Genomic DNA, 16,002 nt, shown 5'->3' on the forward strand with positions numbered 1-16,002 from the left:
CTTGTACTCGACCTGTCAGCCGAAGCGCAGGACCTGGGTGCTGCCACCGGCCAAGACACGCTCGTAGTCGCACTCACCGTTGAGCGAGCGGTAGTTGATGACCGGATCGCCGGCTCGTACGAGGGTGGTCGCGCATCCGAGGCACCAGGGCTGTGGCGGGTGTACGTCGAGATCCTCGATCACTGCGGGAGCAGAGCACTGCGTGCAGTCCGCCATCGGATCCTCCCCGGGGTCAGGCCCAGGTGGAGCCGCACGCGGTGCAGCCCCATCGGCCGTCCATGGTCTGGTAGGTGGCGCTCGATCCGCAGACCGGGCAGGCGCGGGCACTCGGCTCGTCGGCCCGCTCCAGCAGGGTACTGGGCGTCGGGGCGGTGGCGGGTTCAGTCTCGGTGACGGGCTTGTCGAGCAGGACGCTGCTCATGACGTCTCCCTCAGGATGGCTCCCCGCTGTTCACGGTCGACGCCACCAGCGCCCGGGCGGACCTGTACTGGATCGGTGTACACACGGCGCTGGGCACCCCGACGAGGGCGTGCCGTATGCGGCGCGGATCGCGCCAGGCCAGCTGCCGACCGCTGAGCGCCGGGCTCGGTACGGCACGGACTGTGCGCGCATGTGGCACCGCCTCGGCGCCCACCGCAAGACGTTCACGTTGCTGCGGTTCACCGAGCAGGTCGCCCCGGAGGAGGTGCGCCGGCCTGCTCTGCGGGCGCTCACAGCGGACCTGCTGTACGCGCCGGTCACGGTGCCCGGCGTGCGGGAGCTTGCGGCGCGCACAGGCGTCGCATAGGGATGACGGCCCCTGCGGGGTGGACGCTGGTGGCGAAATCGATCAGCGGCGTCCGGCGGCAACGGTCAAGAGTGCATCCTCTGGCCGCAGGTGGAACCCAGCTCTGCCGACTTGGCCGCATTCTCCCTGCCGGCGGCCTCTTGCGGGGAGCAAGAGGCCGCCGGAACGATTCGTTCAGGGGACGGTGGTGAGGTGGTCGAACTCGCCGGCCTTGGCGCCCCGGAGGAAGTCGGCGAGCTTGAGGCGGGTGGTGCGGACGATGACGTCGCCCTCATCGGACTCCCGGAGTTCGACCAGCCCGTCAAGCGCACGTATCTCGACGCAGTTGTTGGCCGCTTCACTGAAGCTGGACTTCTGCCACTCGGTGCTATTCATACTTGCCGTTCATTTCCTTCGTGATCGAGCGAATAAGATCTCGCGACTCGCGTTCCGGGAGCGCGACAGCTTCGATGCGCTCAAAGATTGCGCGGTAGCCCGCCAGTTGGGCGGGCGAGTCGAAGATGTGGGACCCGTGCGACGAGTCAGCCTGGACCGTGTCCAGCTCGGGCACTGGTCCCTCCGCATAGATCAGATTCTCACTGGGGCCGGGGAAGTCGGCCGTAGCAAAGGGCACGACTCGCAGTGAGACGCCGGGAAGATGGGAGTCGCTGACGAGTGCATCGAGCTGGTCTCTGAGCACCACAGGCCCGCCGTACTGGATGCGCAACGCCGCCTCGTGGATGAGCGCCATGTAAGGCGTTTCGCCGGACCGGATGATCTGTTGTCTCCGTAGGCGGAAGTTCACTCGGCGGCCGATCTCGCGATCCGGGAGAGGGGTGAAACCGCTCGCGAACACCGCAGTCGCATACGAGTTCGTCTGAAGTAGTCCCGGGATGATGCCAATGGTGAAGCTCTTGAGTCTCTTCGCGTGACCTTCGATTTCTGCCACATCGATCGGGGCGGCCGCGAGTGCCGCTCGATACTCGTCCCACCAGGCCGAGTCTCGCTCCCTGGCCATGTCGGCAAGCGCTTCGACCAAGGGCGCATTGGCGCACATGCAGGCCTCTGCGATCTCGTGCAGACGCGCCACGGTGACGGCTGATTTCCCGATCTCCATCTGACTCACCAGGGCGGGAGTCACGCCGAGTAGACGGGCGAGGTGGCTGCCGCCGAAGCCGACTTGCTCTCTCATCCTTCGCAGTTCGGCGCCGAGTCGTCGCTGACGGAGGGTGGGGACTCGAAGGGGCATGGCGTCCTCTCTGCCGGTGCAGAGGCCAGTGTGCCGCGCCGGGCGCCTGTGGATCCATCCGGACTTCTTCCCTCGTGAGGAGGAACCTTCTCCCGTTTGGCTTTAATTAAAGAGCGGATGCGCTACTGTCGTTTCTGGCTTGATCCGACGGATCGTCAGTAATGCCTGCATGCACGGCAGTAGGCGCCTGCTGCCCGCACGCCGAAGAGCAGCCGCCGCCCCGGCCTGGCTCACGGCGACGACCGTCACCACCTCTCCCCACACCACAGCCTCACGGAGGTTCCCGTGTGCACCCGTAACACCCCCTCGCTCACCCTCTCCCGGCAGGCCCTGCGGGACGCCATGACCCGCAGCGGCTGGGACGCCGACGCCATCTTCAACGCCGAACTCGCCCTCTGCGAGCTCATCGTCAACGCCTGGCGGCACGGCGACACCCCCGCGCCCGTCGTCTGGTTCTCCGTCCTCGGCCGCACCCTCCGGGTCACCGTCTCCGACGAGAGCGACGCCCTCCCCCGGCAGCGAACCCCCGCCGATTTCGCCGAGTCCGGCCGGGGCCTCCAGCTCGTCGCCGGGCTCACCCGCCGCTGGGGCGTCGACCCGCAGAAGCGTGGCAAAACCATCTGGTACGAGCTGGAGCTGGACTCCCTCGCGTGACCCGCGACCCCGTCGTTCCGGAGGACTCCCGGATGCGCGACTACACCAAGCCCCACATCATGGACCTCCTGGGCGAGTTGCACAGGCGCGGCCTGCCGCACGGGCTCCTCTGGGGATCCGCCTCGCCCGGCGAAACGACCCTCGACGGCCGCATCCTGATCGACTTCGGGAATGCGCCGGTCAGCACTCTGCTCAACCTCCTCCACCTGCTCCGCGACCTGGACGATGACGACGAGGGGTGGCGCCAGTGAAGCTCTTCATCGTCGCGGTCCTCCTCGCCCTCCTCGCCCTCGCGATCGCCACCGTAGCCCTCGGCGTCCTCGCGACCCTCAAGATGCCCCGCCCCGAGGAGCGCGACGAGCAGCGCTGAAACACGCGAAGGCCCTCGCCCACCCAGGGCGAGGGTCGCGCGGTTGCCCGCTCTGAGTCAGTCCGCCTGAAGCTCCTTCGCCACCTGCTCCGCCAACACGCGGGCGCCCTCAAGGCGCGGGTCCTCGGGATGCGCGTACGGCCCGAGGATCTTCGCCGCGACGAACAAGGTCATCAGCTTGCCGTCCCGGCTCGCGAAGTCGCCGCTCCGCTCGACGCGAACGCGATCGGCCAGCGCCGGTACGGCAAGCGACGCCGCCCACAGGGTGGCAGCGTCCAGACCACGTGGGGCCATGCCCCAGTCCTCCCAGTCGAAGAGGCAGAACTCGGGCGCTGTCACGTTCGCCCAGTTCAGGTCCGCGTGCGCCGGACACCACCCGCTCACCGTGGCATCGACGTCCGGGAACACCTGACGGATCGTCTGAGCCACCAGCTCCTGGGTGATGGTCTCCGTGTCCGGCGTGGCGATCCGATTCGTCCGCTGGCCGGCGAGCGCATCGAGAGAGGCGTTCAACTCCGACCACCATCCGGGCGGCAGCCGGGGCTCCTCGGCCACGACTGCGGACCCCGCTGGGGTGGATGGCAGCAGTTCGGTCTCGTCGGCCCGCCACATCACCGGCTCGGCCTCGTCCCGCCAGGCGAGGCCGGCCAGCCACGCGGGCTTCGCGATACCGTGCAGGGCCTCGGCGGAGGGGGTGCCGTCCCCGCCCTGGGCGCCGATCCGGTCGAGCCCCCGCCGCTCGATGCGTACCCACGTGCCACGCGCCGTGCCTGCTCCCACGGATCGGCGTTTGCGGACCACCGCAGCCCTGTCGAGCCGCGTCCCCAAGGCCGTCTCGACACGTCCCAGCACCTCGTCCACCGGTACCCGGCGCAGATCCGTCATCGGGCAACGGTAGCGATGCCAGGCGGGGTCGGATCCGCTCCCCAAGGCCCGGTCCACGGGCAGATCGGCTTTCCTGCGCGGTCAGGCGGTCTCTATGCGGCGGGGACCAGGCTGCGGCGTCGGGTCGTACGGGCGCCGCTCAGCCCACGCCCAACGACCGCCGCAAGAAATCCAGTTCGTGCCGGAGCAGGTGCTCCACCACGGCCTCGTCGGTCGGCCGGTGGCCGGTGCCACGCAACGGCAGGACCTCGTGCGGGCGGCCGGCGGCGAGCAGGGCACTGGACAGCCGCAGGGCGTGGGCGGGGTGCACGTTGTCGTCCACGAGGCCCTGGATCAGGAGCAGCGGGCGGCTCAGCTTCGGCGCCTCGGCGATCAGTGAGCCGCTGTCGTAGTGCTCGGGGTGCTCGTCGGGGTGGCCGAGGAAGCGCTCCTGCCAGTGGGTGTCGTAGAGCCGCCAGTCGGTGGGGGCCGCTCCGGCCGACGCGGCGTGGAAGACGTCCGGGCGCCGCAACACGGCGAGCGCGGCGAGGTAGCCGCCGTAGGACCAGCCGCGGATGCCGACCCGGTCGAGGTCGAGCACTCCCGGCCGCAGCCGGGCCGTCTCCCACAGGCCCTCGATCTGGTCCTCCAGGGCGGGCCCGGCCTTGTCGCCGTAGACCGTCTTCTCCCAGTGCGGCCCGCGCCCCGGAGTGCCGCGGCCGTCCACCACCAGCACCGCGAAGCCCTGGTCGGCGAACCACTGGGACACCTGCTCGTGCCAGGCGCCGCCGGTGGTGGCCTTCTGCATCGCGGGCCCGCCGTACGGGTCGAGCAGGACGGGCAGCGGGGTGCCGTCGGGATGGTGGCCGGTGGGCAGGAAGAGGTTGGCGCGCAGTTCGCGCGGGCCGAGGCGGAGCAGCTCGGGGCGGGCGGTGACGACGGGCGCTTCGGTGTACGAGGTGAGCGGCAGCGGCGGGCGGCCCTCCCGCAGAACGGTGGCGCGGCCGTCGGTGGTGAGGACCAGCGTGCCGCCGCGCTCGACGCCGCCGTGTACGCCGGGCCCGCTGCTCAGCCTTTGTACGCCGGAGCCCGGTTCGTACGTCCACAGGTGGGTCTCGGTGGGTTCGTCGGAGGCGGTGAACAGCACCCGCTCGCCCTCCACCCCGACGACGGCCCGCAACTGCATCGCCTCCGGGGTGACCGGTTCGCCGTCCACGGTCAGGTGCCGGGTGTCGCCGAGGTCGGCGGTGTCGACCAGCGCCCCGCCCGCCGTCCGCACCGGCAGTCCCGGGAGCAGTTCGACCCACCGCGGGTCGGTCCGCTCGGCGAGCACCCGGGTGTCCCCGTCCGCCCCGATCGCCAACGTACGGACGGTGCGCTGGTCGCGGCTCTGCACGGCGGCGTACGGCCCGTGGTCGTCCCACCCGGCGGCGGTCAGGTACTCGAAGGAGGCGCGGTCCCAGTGGACCTCCGTACGGCCGCCGTCGAGGCCGAGCAGCCAGAGCGTGACCTCGGCGTTGGCGGTGCCGGCCAGCGGGTAGCGGATGACGCGCGGCGGCTGCCCCGGGTCGGTGGGGTCGGCGAGGAACCAGCGGGTGACCGTCCGGTTGTCGACCCGGGCGACCAGCAGGGCGGTGCCGTCGGGGGACCACCAGTGGCCGCGGGTGCGGTGCATCTCCTCGGAGGCGACGTGCTCGGCGAGGCCGTAGCCGACGTCCTCGGCCTCCGGCTCGGCCAGCGCCCGGTCGCCCGTACCGTCCGCACCGGCCACCCGCAGGACGCCGCCGCTGACGTAGGCGATCCGGCGGCCGGTCGGGTCGAGGCGGGGATCCACCGGCTGCTCGGCGGAGGCGAGCGGGCGGAGCGAACCCGAGGCGGTGTCGGCCAGCCACAGCGTGCCGTCCAGCGCGAAGGCGGCGAGCCGACCGGTGGCGTCGGTGCTGTACGCGACGATGCCGCCGGAGGCGCCCAGCGCGGCCGGGTCGGCGACCAGCCGTTCCCGGCCGGTGGCGGTGTCGAGCGCCCAGAGGCAGGCGAGCGGGTCGGTGCCGCCGCGGCTGCGCAGGAACAGGACGGCGGCGCCGTCGGCGGTGATGCCCGGGTGGGCGGGGGCGCCCAGGGTGAAGCACCGGGTGCGGGCGAGCTGGCGCGGTAACGGGTCGGTCGTCATGCCGGGCACCATAGGCACGGCCGGCGCGGCGCTGTCGAGGGGAAAAACGGCCGGGGCCGCCGCGGATCTCAGGAATCCGCGGCGGCCCCGGAGCGGGCGGGCGTGAGCGTCAGTGGACGTCGCCCATGAGCGTGACGACCCGCTTGCGGTACATCGCCAGCGCGAGGCCGGCGACGATCGCCATGCCGCCCTGGACCGCGAAGTACCAGCTGCTGCCGACCACCTTGTCGCCCAGCACCAGCTGGAAGATGGCGGCCACGCAGTCACCGGCGGTGACTGCGAGGAACCAGACGCCGACCATCTGGCTGGCGTACTTGGCGGGCGCCAGCTTGGTGGTCACGGACAGGCCGACGGGGGAGAGGGCGAGCTCGCCGACGGTCTGGACCAGGTAGACCATGGCCAGCCACAGCGGGGTGACCTTGGTGTCGCCGGTGGCGGCGGCCATCGCCAGCATCATGACCATGAAGGAGGCGCCGATCATCAGCAGACCGAAGGCGAACTTCATGGTGGTGCTGGGGTTCTTCGACCGGCGGGCCAGGGCGACCCAGAGCCAGGCGAAGACCGGGGCCAGCGCCATGATGTACAGCGGGTTGAGCGACTGGAACCAGCTGGACGGGAAGTTGATCCCGAACAGCGTCGAGGCGGTGTGGTCCTTGGCGAAGACGTTCAGCGTCGAGCCGGACTGGTCGTAGATCATCCAGAACACGGCGGCGGCGACGAAGAACCAGATGTAGCCGCTCATCTTGGACTGCTCGTCGGCGCTGAGGTCCTTGTCGCGCTTCACCTTGGCGAACACGAAGAAGGGGATCGCCAGGCCGGCGATGGACAGCGGCCAGACGGCCCAGTCGATGGTGAAGTGGCCGGTGGAGACGACGATGCCGTAGAAGACGACCGCCGCGGCCAGCCAGATGCCGGCCTTGCGGAAGATCTTGCGCTTCTCGTCCGCGCCGATGGGCGAGGTCACGATGTCGCTGGTGGGGCTCAGGTGGCGGGTGCCCAGCAGGAACTGGAGCAGGCCGAGCGCCATGCCGATGCCGGCCAGGGCGAAGCCCAGGTGCCAGTCGACCTTCTGGCCGACGGTGCCGACCACCAGCGGGGCGAAGAACGCGCCGAGGTTGACGCCCATGTAGAAGATCGTGAAGCCGCCGTCGCGGCGCGGGTCGTTCGGGCCGTCGTAGAGGTGGCCGACCATCGTGGAGATGTTGGCCTTGAGCAGGCCCGAGCCCACCGCGATGCAGACCAGACCGGCGAAGAACGCGCCGGTGAACGGCACGGCCAGCAGGAAGTGGCCGAGCATGATGATCGTGCCGCCGATGGCGACCGTCTTGCGGGCGCCGAGGAAGCGGTCGGCGATCCAGCCGCCCGGGAGGGCCAGCAGGTAGACCATGGCCGTGTAGACGCTGTACACGGCGCCGGCGGTCGCCAGCTTCATGCCGAGGCCGCCGTCCGTGACGGAGGCGGTCATGTAGAGCACCAGCAGGGCGCGCATGCCGTAGTAGCTGAAGCGCTCCCACATCTCGCTCAGGAAGAGCGTGGCGAGCCCTCGGGGGTGACCGAGGAAGGTCTTGCCGCTGGGCGAGGCCGGGGTGAGGCCGGCTTCCAGGGTGGTAGACGCCATGAGTAGGGGTTCCTTGCCTGACAGCGTCCGCCAAGGGGGGTGGCGGCGGACGTGGACGGAACCACTCTACGTGGCGATATTTAGCGTTATCAGATGACAAAAGCCACGAATCAGGTATGGGAATGGCAAAGTCCGTGACAGATCTGCCCGATCTATCCATGGTAGACGGGCAAATTTCCCTTCAATTTCAAGATTGAAGGCCGGATTCTTCGCCGAACGGCCGGTCTGCGACGGCGTGTTGAGCCTGGAGGGACTCTTGTGTAACGATCACGCTCTGTGAACTACCTCACAAGGCAGTCCGCCATACCCGGGCGGACTACCATCACCACATGACCTGTGTGCTGCTCGCCGAGGACGATCCGGCGATCTCCGAACCGCTCGCCCGAGCCCTGCGACGTGAGGGCTATGAGGTGCTCGTCCGCGAGGACGGTCCGACCGCACTGGCCGCGGGCCTGACCGAGGAGGTCGACCTCGTCGTCCTCGACCTCGGCCTGCCCGAGATGGACGGCCTGGAGGTCTGCCGTCGCCTGCGCGCCGACGGCAAGAGCTGCCCCGTCCTGGTGCTCACCGCCCGCGCGGACGAGGTGGACACCGTGGTCGGCCTCGACGCCGGTGCCGACGACTACGTGACCAAGCCCTTCCGCCTGGCCGAACTGCTCGCCCGCGTCCGCGCCCTGCTCCGGCGCGGCAACGTCGACCAGCTCACCACCGGCGCGCACGGGGTGAAGATCGACATCGAGTCCCACCGCGCCTGGCTCGGCGAGGAGGAGCTCACCCTCTCCGCCAAGGAGTTCGAGCTGCTGCGCGTCCTCGTCCGGGACGCCGGCCGGGTGGTCACCCGCGAGGAGATCATGCGGCAGGTCTGGGACACCACCTGGTGGACCTCCACCAAGACCCTGGACATGCACATCTCCTGGCTCCGCAAGAAGCTCGGTGACGACGCGGCGAACCCGCGCTACATCGCCACCGTGCGCGGAGTGGGGTTCCGGTTCGAGAAGAATTAGCCCCGTACGGAGAACGCGGCCGGGAGTCGGCCGATGAAGCGGAGCACCTCGGGGAGCGGCAGCGTGAAACGCCGGATGATCAACTCGCTGCTGGGCGTCGTCCTGGTGGTGGTCGTGGTGTTCTGCGTGCCGCTCGCCCTGGTCGAGAAGCGCACCATCGTCAACTCGGCCCAGGACCGGGTGGACGCGTCCGCCGTCCGGGTGCTCGCCCTGGTCGAGAACCGGCTCTCCGCGGGCGAGCCGGTCACCGGCCGGGCCTTCGACAACCAGGTCACCGAGGGCAGCTACGTCGAGGTGCAGATCCCCGGCCAGGACGTCGTCTCCAGCGGCGAACGCCTGGCCGGCGGCCACCTGCTGAAGGCCGTCGAACGCGGCAACAGCGGCGAGGTCGTCACCGTCGAGCAGTCCCGCGCGGACGTCGACCACGAGATCGCCAACATGCTGCTGCTGCTCGGCGTGGTCGCCCTGCTGGCCGTCCAGGCCGCCGTGGCGCTCGCCGTCTGGCAGGCCAAACGGCTCGCCCGGCCGCTCACCGACCTGGCCGAGACCGCCGAACGGCTCGGCTCCGGCGACCCGCGCCCCCGCGACCGCCGCTACGGGGTGCCCGAACTCGACCGGGTCGCCGAGGTGCTGGACACCAGCGCCGAGCGGATCGCCCGGATGCTCACCGCCGAACGCCGGCTCGCCGCCGACGCCTCGCACCAGCTGCGCACCCCGCTCACCGCGCTCTCCATGCGGCTGGAGGAGATCACCGCCCTCGCCGAGGAGCCGGAGACCGTCAAGGAGGAGGCGACCATCGCCCTCCAGCAGGTCGAACGGCTCACCGACGTCGTCCAGCGGCTGCTCACCACCCAGCGCGACCCGCGCAGCCCCACCGCGGTGGCCTTCGACCTGGACGAGGTGATCAAGCAGCAGGTCGAGGAGTGGGGCCCGTCGCTGCGCGAGACCGGCCGGGTGCTGTCCCTGGAGGGCCTGCACGGGGTCACCGCCGTCGGCACCCCGGGCACCGTCGCCCAGGTGCTGGCCACCCTGATCGAGAACTCGCTGATGCACGGCGCCGGGACGATCACCCTGCGGGTCCGGCCCTCCGGCACCTCGGTGGTGGTCGAGGTGCAGGACCAGGGCGCCGGCGTGCCGCCGGACCTCGGGAACCGGGTGTTCGAGCGCGCCGTCAGCGGCCGCAACTCCACCGGCATCGGCCTGGCCGTCGCCCGCGACCTCGCGGAGGCGGACGGCGGGCGGCTCGAACTGCTCTCGCTGAAGCCCGCGGTGTTCGCGCTCTTCCTCGGCCGCAGCCACGCGGACTGAGCCGGGGCGGGTGCGGCCGGGGGTGCGGTCGGGGGTACGGCCGTCCAGAGCGGACGGCCAGTCGGCTACTCGGCCTTGGCGTAGCGGATCTGCTCGGCGGCCAGCATCAGTTCGGCCTGGGCGGCCAGCTCCTGGCCGCTGGTGCCGGTGGTGCCGCCGGTGCCGCTCGCTTCCTGCGCGACCGGCTCGGGCAGTGCCTTGAACACCCAGGTCCGGTACGAGAAGAAGCGGAACACGGTGGCCACCGCGAGGCCGGCCACCTTGGCGCCCAGCTGCTCGTAGTGCGAGTCGAGGCCGAGCACGTACACCGAGAAGCCGAGCACTCCGGTCTCGATCAGCATGCCGATGCCGCTGTACACCAGGAACAGCGTGATCTCCCGCTTGCGCGAGGCGGCGTCGCGGTCCCGGTACAGCCAGTAGCGGTAGCCCAGGTAGTTGGTGGCGATGGCGATCAGCGTCGCCGCGATGTTGGACCGCAGCGAGGCCAGGCCCAGCCCGTTGAGGCACACCCAGAACACGGCGAAGTTGACCACCACGCCGCTCAGGCCGACCAGGCCGAACTTCACCACTTCGCCTGACAGCCCCCGCAGTTTCTGCGAGAGCGAAGGGCTCGAAGCTGCGGTCGTCGCCATACCGGGCTGCCTCCATGTGCCTGCGGGTCGAAGAGCGGATCGCGTGGACGCGTCCACCCCTTGAGCCCTGCGTGCACGCACATGATCGGACTGCGCAGACCAGGACCTAGCCGTCCAGGCTACCCGCTTCCACCGAACGGCTCAGCCCCCAGGGCTCCGGGTTGACTGGGACGTCCAGCCCACCCCAGCGGTTCCACCGCCCCCGACCGGCCCGGATATCCTGGCGGGGTGACTTCCCCGGGCAATGTGAATTTTCCAGTGGTGGGCATGATCGGCGGCGGGCAGTTGGCCCGCATGGCACACCAGGCGGGCATCCCGCTCGGGGTCAGGTTCAAACTCCTCGCCGACACGCCCCAGGACTCCGCCGCACAGGTGGTCTCCGACGTCGTCCTCGGCGACTACCGAGACCTCGACACGCTGCGCCGCTTCGCGGCCGGCTGCGACGTGATCACCTTCGACCACGAGCACGTCCCCACCGAGCACCTGCGGGCCCTGGAAGCCGACGGCATCGCCGTCCGGCCCGGCCCGGACGCGCTGGTCAACGCCCAGGACAAGGGCGTCATGCGGGCCAAGCTCGACGCCATCGGCGTGCCCTGCCCCCGGCACCGGATCGTCGCCGACCCGGCCGACGTCACCGCCTTCGCCGCCGAGGGCTCCGGCTACCCGGTCGTGCTGAAGACCGTCCGCGGCGGCTACGACGGCAAGGGCGTCTGGGTCGTCGACGGCGAGGAGGACGCGCAGGCGCCGTTCCTGGCCGGCGTCCCGGTGCTCGCCGAGGAGAAGGTCGACTTCGTCCGCGAGCTCGCCGCCAACGTCGTCCGCTCGCCCAGCGGCCAGGCCGTCGCCTACCCGGTGGTGGAGAGCGTCCAGGAGAACGGCGTCTGCGCCGAGGTCACCGCCCCCGCGCCCGACCTCGACCCGGCCCTCTCCGACGAGGCCCAGCAGCTGGCCCTGCGCATCGCCGGCGACCTCGGCATCACCGGCCACCTCGCCGTCGAACTGTTCCAGACCAGGGACGGCCGGATCCTCGTCAACGAGCTCGCCATGCGCCCCCACAACTCCGGGCACTGGACCCAGGACGGCGCCGTCACCTCGCAGTTCGAGAACCACCTGCGGGCCGTCCTCGATCTCCCGCTCGGCGACCCCCGGCCGCGCGCCAAGTGGACCGTCATGGTCAACGTCCTCGGCGGCGACTACCCGGACATGTACCACGCCTTCCTGCACTGCATGGCCCGCGACCCCGGCCTGCGGATCCACATGTATGGGAAGGACGTGAAGCCCGGCCGCAAGGTCGGCCACGTCAACGTCTTCGGGGACGACCTCGACGACGTCCGCGAGCGCGCCCGCCACGCGGCCGCCTACCTGCGAGGAACGATCACCGAATGACCTCCTCCCCTTCGAGCCCGCTCGTCGGCATCGTCATGGGCTCGGACTCCGACTGGCCCGTCATGGAGGCCGCCGCCCAGGCCCTCGACGAGTTCGAGATCCCCTACGAGGTCGACGTCGTCTCGGCGCACCGGATGCCCCGCGAGATGGTCGCGTACGGCGAGAACGCCCACCGGCGCGGCCTCAAGGCCATCATCGCCGGCGCCGGCGGCGCCGCCCACCTGCCGGGCATGCTCGCCTCCGTCACCCCGCTGCCCGTCATCGGCGTGCCGGTGCCGCTGCGCTACCTGGACGGCATGGACAGCCTGCTGTCCATCGTCCAGATGCCGGCCGGCGTCCCGGTCGCGACCGTCTCGGTGGCCGGCGCGCGCAACGCCGGCCTGCTCGCCGTGCGGATGCTGGCCGCGTTCGACCCCGAACTGACCGAGCGGATGACCGACTTCCAGGCCGAGCTGAACAACCAGGCCACCGAGAAGGGCAAGAAGCTCCGCGCCAAGGTGGCCGGATCCTCCTCCTTCGGCTTCGGCAAGTAACCCCGGTGGTGGGGGTGGGGTAGAACAGCCGGTATGACTACCGATCCGGACTCCCCCACCCCGCTGGACCGCGCCCGGGCCCTGCTGCGCACCGCCCCCGTGGTCGACGGCCACAACGACCTCCCGTGGGCGATGCGCGAGCAGGCCGGGTACGACCTCGGCGCGGTCGACCTCGCCGCCGACCAGAGCGACCGCCTGCACACCGACCTCGCCCGCCTCGCGGAGGGCGGGGTCGGCGCGCAGTTCTGGTCCGTCTACGTGCCGACCCGGCTGGCCGGCGACCACGCGGTGAGCGCCACCCTGGAACAGATCGACTTCGTCCACGCCCTGGTCGAGCGCTACCCCGACCGGCTCCGGCTCGCCCGCACCGCCGACGACATGGAGGCCGCCCGCGCCGAAGGCCGGATCGCCTCCCTGATGGGCGCCGAGGGCGGCCACTCCATCGACTGCTCGCTCGCCACCCTGCGTGCTCTCCACGAGCTCGGCGTGCGCTACCTGACGCTCACCCACAACGACAACGTGCCGTGGGCCGACTCCGCCACCGACAAGCCGGCGGCCGGCGGGCTGACCCGGTTCGGCGAGGAGGTCGTCCGGGAGATGAACCGGCTCGGCATGCTCGTCGACCTCTCGCACGTCTCCGCCGACACCATGCGCGACGCCCTGCGGGTCACCGAGGCGCCGGTCGTCTTCTCGCACTCCTCGGCCCGCGCCGTCTGCGACCACCCGCGCAACATCCCGGACGACGTGCTCGCCCAGCTGCCCGCCAACGGCGGCGTGGCGATGGCCACCTTCGTGCCCAAGTTCATCCTGCCCGCCGCCATCGAGTGGACCCTCGCCGCCGACGAGAACATGCGCACCCACGGCTTCCACCCGCTCGACACCACCCCGCCCGCGATGGAGCGCCAGCGCGCCTTCGAGGCCGCCAACCCGCGCCCGATCGCCACCCCGGCCACCGTCGCCGACCACCTCGATCACCTGCGCGAGGTCGCCGGCATCGACCACATCGGCATCGGCGGCGACTTCGACGGCACCGCCTTCCTGCCCGACGGCCTCGACTCGGTGGCCGGCTACCCCAACCTGATCGCCGAACTCCTGCGCCGGAACTGGTCCGAGGCCGACCTCGCCAAGCTCACCTGGCACAACGCCGTCCGCGTCCTGCGCGACGCCGAGTCCGTCGCCGCCGGGCTGCGGGCCAGCCGCCGCCCGTCCATCGCCACCATCGCCCAACTGGACGGCGCGAAGGGCTGAGGTCAGCCCAGCCGCGGGATCTCGATGGCCGGGCACCTGTCCATCACCATGGCGAGCCCGGCCGTCCTGGTCCGCGCGTACGCGGCCTCGTCCACCACCCCGAGCTGGAACCAGACCGCCTTCGCCCCGGCCGCCACCGCCTGGTCGGCCACTTCCCCGGCCAGCGCGCTGTTCACGAACACGTCCACCACGTCGACCGGGAACGGGATCTCGGCGAGCGAGGCGTAGCCCTGCTCGCCGAGGACCGTCTCGGCCTTCGGATGCACGGGCACGACGCGCTTGCCGTACCGCTGGAGCACCCCGGCCACCCCGTAGGCGGCCCGGGCGGTGTTGTCGGACAGGCCGACCACCGCCCAGGTGTCGCCGGTGCCGGTGAGGATCTCGCGAACCGTCGCGTCGTCGCCGTAGCTCGTCATGCCGGTGCCAACGACGACCACGGGCGCCGGATTCCCGCAGGCGTCAGCTGGGGCGGCCGAGGGCGCGGTAGGTCCAGCCGGCGGCGCGCCAGGCGTCGGCGTCCAGGACGTTGCGGCCGTCGAGGAGGCGGCGCTCGGCGACCACGGCGCCGAGGTCGGCCGGGTCCAGCTCGCGGAACTCGGCCCACTCGGTGAGGTGCAGGACGACGTGGGCGCCCTCGGCGGCCTCCAGGGCCGAGTCGGCGTAGGCGAGCGAGGGGAACATCTTGCGGGCGTTGTCGACGGCCTTCGGGTCGTAGACGGTGACCTGGGCGCCCTGGAGCTGGATCTGGGCGGCGACGTTGAGCGCGGGGGAGTCCCGGATGTCGTCCGAGTTGGGCTTGAACGCGGCGCCGAGGACGGCCACCCGGCGGCCCAGGAAGCCGCCGCCGCACTGCTCGCGGGCCAGCTCCACCATCCGGGAGCGGCGGCGCATGTTGATCGAGTCGACCTCGCGCAGGAAGGTCAGCGCCTGGTCGGCGCCGAGTTCGCCGGCCCGGGCCATGAACGCCCGGATGTCCTTGGGCAGGCAGCCGCCGCCGAAGCCCAGGCCGGAGTTGAGGAACTTGCGGCCGATCCGTTCGTCGTGCCCGAGCGCGGTGGAGAGCAGCGTGACGTCGGCTCCGGCCGCCTCGCAGACCTCGGCCATCGCGTTGATGAAGGAGATCTTGGTGGCCAGGAAGGAGTTGGCGGCGGCCTTCACCAGCTCGGCGGTCGCGTAGTCGGTGACCAGGAACGGCACCCCGGCCGCGATCGGCTCGGCGTACACCTCGCGCAGCAGCTGCTCGGCGCGCTCGCTGTGGGCGCCGACGACGATCCGGTCCGGGCGCAGGGTGTCCTGGACGGCGAAGCCCTCGCGCAGGAACTCCGGGTTCCAGGCGAGTTCGGCGCCCGCGCCGACGGGTGCCAGCGCGGCCAGCCGCTCGGCGAGCCGGCTCGCCGAGCCGACCGGCACGGTGGACTTGCCGACCACCAGGACCGGGCGGGTCAGGTACGGGGCGAGGCCGTCGATCGCGGTGTCGACGTACGACATGTCGGCGGCGAACTCGCCCTTGCGCTGCGGGGTGTTGACGCAGACGAAGTGCACGTCGCCGAACTCCGCGGCCTCCTGGACGGAGCTGGTGAAGCGCAGCCGGCCGGTCGAACCCTCGTGCCCGGCGACGTGCTTGAGCAGCAGCTCGGACAGCCCCGGCTCGTACATCGGGACGCGGCCGGCGGTCAGCGTGGCGATCTTGTCGGGGTCGATGTCCAGACCCAGCACCTCGAAGCCGAACTCGGCCATCGCGGCCGCGTGCGTGGCACCGAGGTAGCCGGTGCCGATCACGGAGATGCGGAGGGTCACGGGTTCCCCTTTGTGCGGACTCGACCTGTACGGGTGCCTCTGATGCTATCCGCCCCGACGGATCCGGCCTCGATCGCCTGTGCGCCGGGGACGCTAGGCAGCCGCAGGTCGGAGCCCTAGGATCTCTACTGAACGGTAGTTAACCCCGGATTGACTTCGATCACTGGACGAGGCGGGCATCATGGCGGGCAGCGCAGGGGCGGCTGACTTCGATCTCTTCCGTATCTCCGAGGAGCACGAGATGCTCCGTGAGGCGGTGCGTTCGCTGGCCGAGGCGAAGATCGCTCCGTTCGCGGCGGAGGTGGACGAGCAGGGGCGGTTCCCGCAGGAGGCGTTGGACGCGTTGCGGGGGAGTGACCTGCATGCGGTGCACGTGCCGGAGGAGTTCGGTGGTGCGGGGGC

20 protein-coding genes are annotated in these 16,002 nt (G+C 71.0%); 10 read left to right on the top strand and 10 right to left on the bottom strand.

Annotated features, from left to right (window positions below):
* Positions 1 to 15: 15 nt before the first annotated feature.
* Positions 16 to 183 (bottom strand): hypothetical protein, encoded by a 168-nt coding sequence (locus tag ACIO9K_RS17040; RefSeq protein ID WP_363588048.1) that lies wholly within the window; start codon positions 181 to 183, stop codon positions 16 to 18.
* Between the two features lie 49 nt (positions 184 to 232).
* A complete protein-coding gene (locus ACIO9K_RS17045; RefSeq protein ID WP_363624643.1) occupies positions 233 to 421 on the bottom strand; it encodes a transposase in 189 nt (62 codons plus the stop codon).
* 190 nt (positions 422 to 611) lie between these two features.
* Between ACIO9K_RS17045 and ACIO9K_RS17050 the strand changes: the two genes are divergently transcribed.
* Entirely contained in the window at positions 612 to 788 is a 177-nt protein-coding gene (locus ACIO9K_RS17050; protein WP_363624645.1) for a hypothetical protein, read from the top strand.
* 174 nt (positions 789 to 962) lie between these two features.
* Here the strand turns inward: ACIO9K_RS17050 and ACIO9K_RS17055 are convergent, their stop codons facing one another.
* Together ACIO9K_RS17055 and ACIO9K_RS17060 are read right to left on the bottom strand one after the other, a co-directional pair.
* Entirely contained in the window at positions 963 to 1,163 is a 201-nt protein-coding gene (locus tag ACIO9K_RS17055) for a DUF397 domain-containing protein (RefSeq protein WP_400330489.1), read from the bottom strand.
* The gene (locus tag ACIO9K_RS17060; protein WP_363624649.1) at positions 1,156 to 2,016 is read right to left on the bottom strand and encodes a helix-turn-helix transcriptional regulator; all 861 of its coding nucleotides are present in this window, start codon (positions 2,014 to 2,016) and stop codon (positions 1,156 to 1,158) included. Before ACIO9K_RS17060 ends, ACIO9K_RS17055 begins: the two co-directional genes overlap by 8 nt.
* Before the next feature lie 285 nt (positions 2,017 to 2,301).
* On the opposite strand from ACIO9K_RS17060, the gene ACIO9K_RS17065 reads away from it, so the two are divergent.
* The 3 genes from ACIO9K_RS17065 to ACIO9K_RS17075 are packed head-to-tail and all read left to right on the top strand — an operon-like array spanning position 2,302 to position 3,040.
* Positions 2,302 to 2,670: an ATP-binding protein gene (locus ACIO9K_RS17065; protein WP_350877349.1), complete on the top strand. Its 369-nt coding sequence runs from the start codon at positions 2,302 to 2,304 to the stop codon at positions 2,668 to 2,670.
* Positions 2,667 to 2,921: a hypothetical protein gene (locus ACIO9K_RS17070; RefSeq protein WP_363588041.1), complete on the top strand. Its 255-nt coding sequence runs from the start codon at positions 2,667 to 2,669 to the stop codon at positions 2,919 to 2,921. The genes ACIO9K_RS17065 and ACIO9K_RS17070 overlap by 4 nt, the downstream gene beginning before the upstream one ends.
* On the top strand, positions 2,918 to 3,040 hold the full coding sequence (locus tag ACIO9K_RS17075) for a hypothetical protein (protein ID WP_363624651.1): 123 nt from the start codon (positions 2,918 to 2,920) through the stop codon (positions 3,038 to 3,040). Before ACIO9K_RS17070 ends, ACIO9K_RS17075 begins: the two co-directional genes overlap by 4 nt.
* Before the next feature lie 57 nt (positions 3,041 to 3,097).
* Here ACIO9K_RS17075 and ACIO9K_RS17080 read toward each other — a convergent pair whose 3' ends face one another.
* The 3 genes from ACIO9K_RS17080 to ACIO9K_RS17090 all read right to left on the bottom strand — a co-directional run bounded on the left by ACIO9K_RS17080 (position 3,098) and on the right by ACIO9K_RS17090 (position 7,692).
* A complete protein-coding gene (locus tag ACIO9K_RS17080; RefSeq protein WP_363588038.1) occupies positions 3,098 to 3,925 on the bottom strand; it encodes a hypothetical protein in 828 nt (275 codons plus the stop codon).
* A 139-nt stretch (positions 3,926 to 4,064) separates the two neighbouring features.
* Positions 4,065 to 6,074, bottom strand: coding sequence for a prolyl oligopeptidase family serine peptidase (locus ACIO9K_RS17085; protein WP_400330494.1), 2,010 nt, complete (start codon positions 6,072 to 6,074; stop codon positions 4,065 to 4,067).
* Positions 6,075 to 6,183: 109 nt separating this feature from the next.
* Complete coding sequence (locus ACIO9K_RS17090) at positions 6,184 to 7,692, bottom strand: oligopeptide:H+ symporter (protein ID WP_363588034.1); 1,509 nt, start codon at positions 7,690 to 7,692, stop codon at positions 6,184 to 6,186.
* 329 nt (positions 7,693 to 8,021) lie between these two features.
* On the opposite strand from ACIO9K_RS17090, the gene ACIO9K_RS17095 reads away from it, so the two are divergent.
* Together ACIO9K_RS17095 and ACIO9K_RS17100 are read left to right on the top strand one after the other, a co-directional pair.
* Positions 8,022 to 8,696 carry a response regulator transcription factor gene (locus tag ACIO9K_RS17095; RefSeq protein ID WP_030290974.1) on the top strand — a complete coding sequence of 225 codons (675 nt, stop codon included), beginning with the start codon at positions 8,022 to 8,024 and terminating at the stop codon, positions 8,694 to 8,696.
* Between the two features lie 63 nt (positions 8,697 to 8,759).
* Positions 8,760 to 10,004 carry an ATP-binding protein gene (locus ACIO9K_RS17100; protein WP_363588083.1) on the top strand — a complete coding sequence of 415 codons (1,245 nt, stop codon included), beginning with the start codon at positions 8,760 to 8,762 and terminating at the stop codon, positions 10,002 to 10,004.
* A 65-nt stretch (positions 10,005 to 10,069) separates the two neighbouring features.
* On the opposite strand, the gene ACIO9K_RS17105 is transcribed toward ACIO9K_RS17100, so the two are convergent.
* Positions 10,070 to 10,636 carry a GtrA family protein gene (locus tag ACIO9K_RS17105; protein WP_363624655.1) on the bottom strand — a complete coding sequence of 189 codons (567 nt, stop codon included), beginning with the start codon at positions 10,634 to 10,636 and terminating at the stop codon, positions 10,070 to 10,072.
* 246 nt (positions 10,637 to 10,882) lie between these two features.
* Between ACIO9K_RS17105 and ACIO9K_RS17110 the strand changes: the two genes are divergently transcribed.
* Genes ACIO9K_RS17110 through ACIO9K_RS17120 form a run of 3 tightly spaced genes read left to right on the top strand, consistent with a single transcriptional unit; the run spans position 10,883 to position 13,803 of the window.
* Positions 10,883 to 12,022: a 5-(carboxyamino)imidazole ribonucleotide synthase gene (locus ACIO9K_RS17110; protein WP_363624657.1), complete on the top strand. Its 1,140-nt coding sequence runs from the start codon at positions 10,883 to 10,885 to the stop codon at positions 12,020 to 12,022.
* Entirely contained in the window at positions 12,019 to 12,555 is a 537-nt protein-coding gene (purE, locus tag ACIO9K_RS17115; protein WP_063349101.1) for a 5-(carboxyamino)imidazole ribonucleotide mutase, read from the top strand. The genes ACIO9K_RS17110 and purE overlap by 4 nt, the downstream gene beginning before the upstream one ends.
* Positions 12,556 to 12,588: 33 nt before the next feature.
* Positions 12,589 to 13,803 (top strand): dipeptidase, encoded by a 1,215-nt coding sequence (locus ACIO9K_RS17120; protein WP_400330499.1) that lies wholly within the window; start codon positions 12,589 to 12,591, stop codon positions 13,801 to 13,803.
* Positions 13,804 to 13,805: 2 nt separating this feature from the next.
* On the opposite strand, the gene ACIO9K_RS17125 is transcribed toward ACIO9K_RS17120, so the two are convergent.
* Positions 13,806 to 14,219, bottom strand: a complete 414-nt coding sequence (locus ACIO9K_RS17125; protein WP_400330537.1) for a CoA-binding protein — start codon at positions 14,217 to 14,219, stop codon at positions 13,806 to 13,808.
* 43 nt (positions 14,220 to 14,262) lie between these two features.
* On the bottom strand, positions 14,263 to 15,600 hold the full coding sequence (locus ACIO9K_RS17130; protein ID WP_363588024.1) for a UDP-glucose/GDP-mannose dehydrogenase family protein: 1,338 nt from the start codon (positions 15,598 to 15,600) through the stop codon (positions 14,263 to 14,265).
* A 181-nt stretch (positions 15,601 to 15,781) separates the two neighbouring features.
* On the opposite strand from ACIO9K_RS17130, the gene ACIO9K_RS17135 reads away from it, so the two are divergent.
* The coding region (locus ACIO9K_RS17135; RefSeq protein WP_363624664.1) for an acyl-CoA dehydrogenase family protein at positions 15,782 to 16,002 on the top strand (221 nt) is incomplete at its 3' end.

Source organism: Kitasatospora sp. NPDC087271 (assembly GCF_044744605.1).
Lineage (GTDB): Bacteria > Actinomycetota > Actinomycetes > Streptomycetales > Streptomycetaceae > Kitasatospora.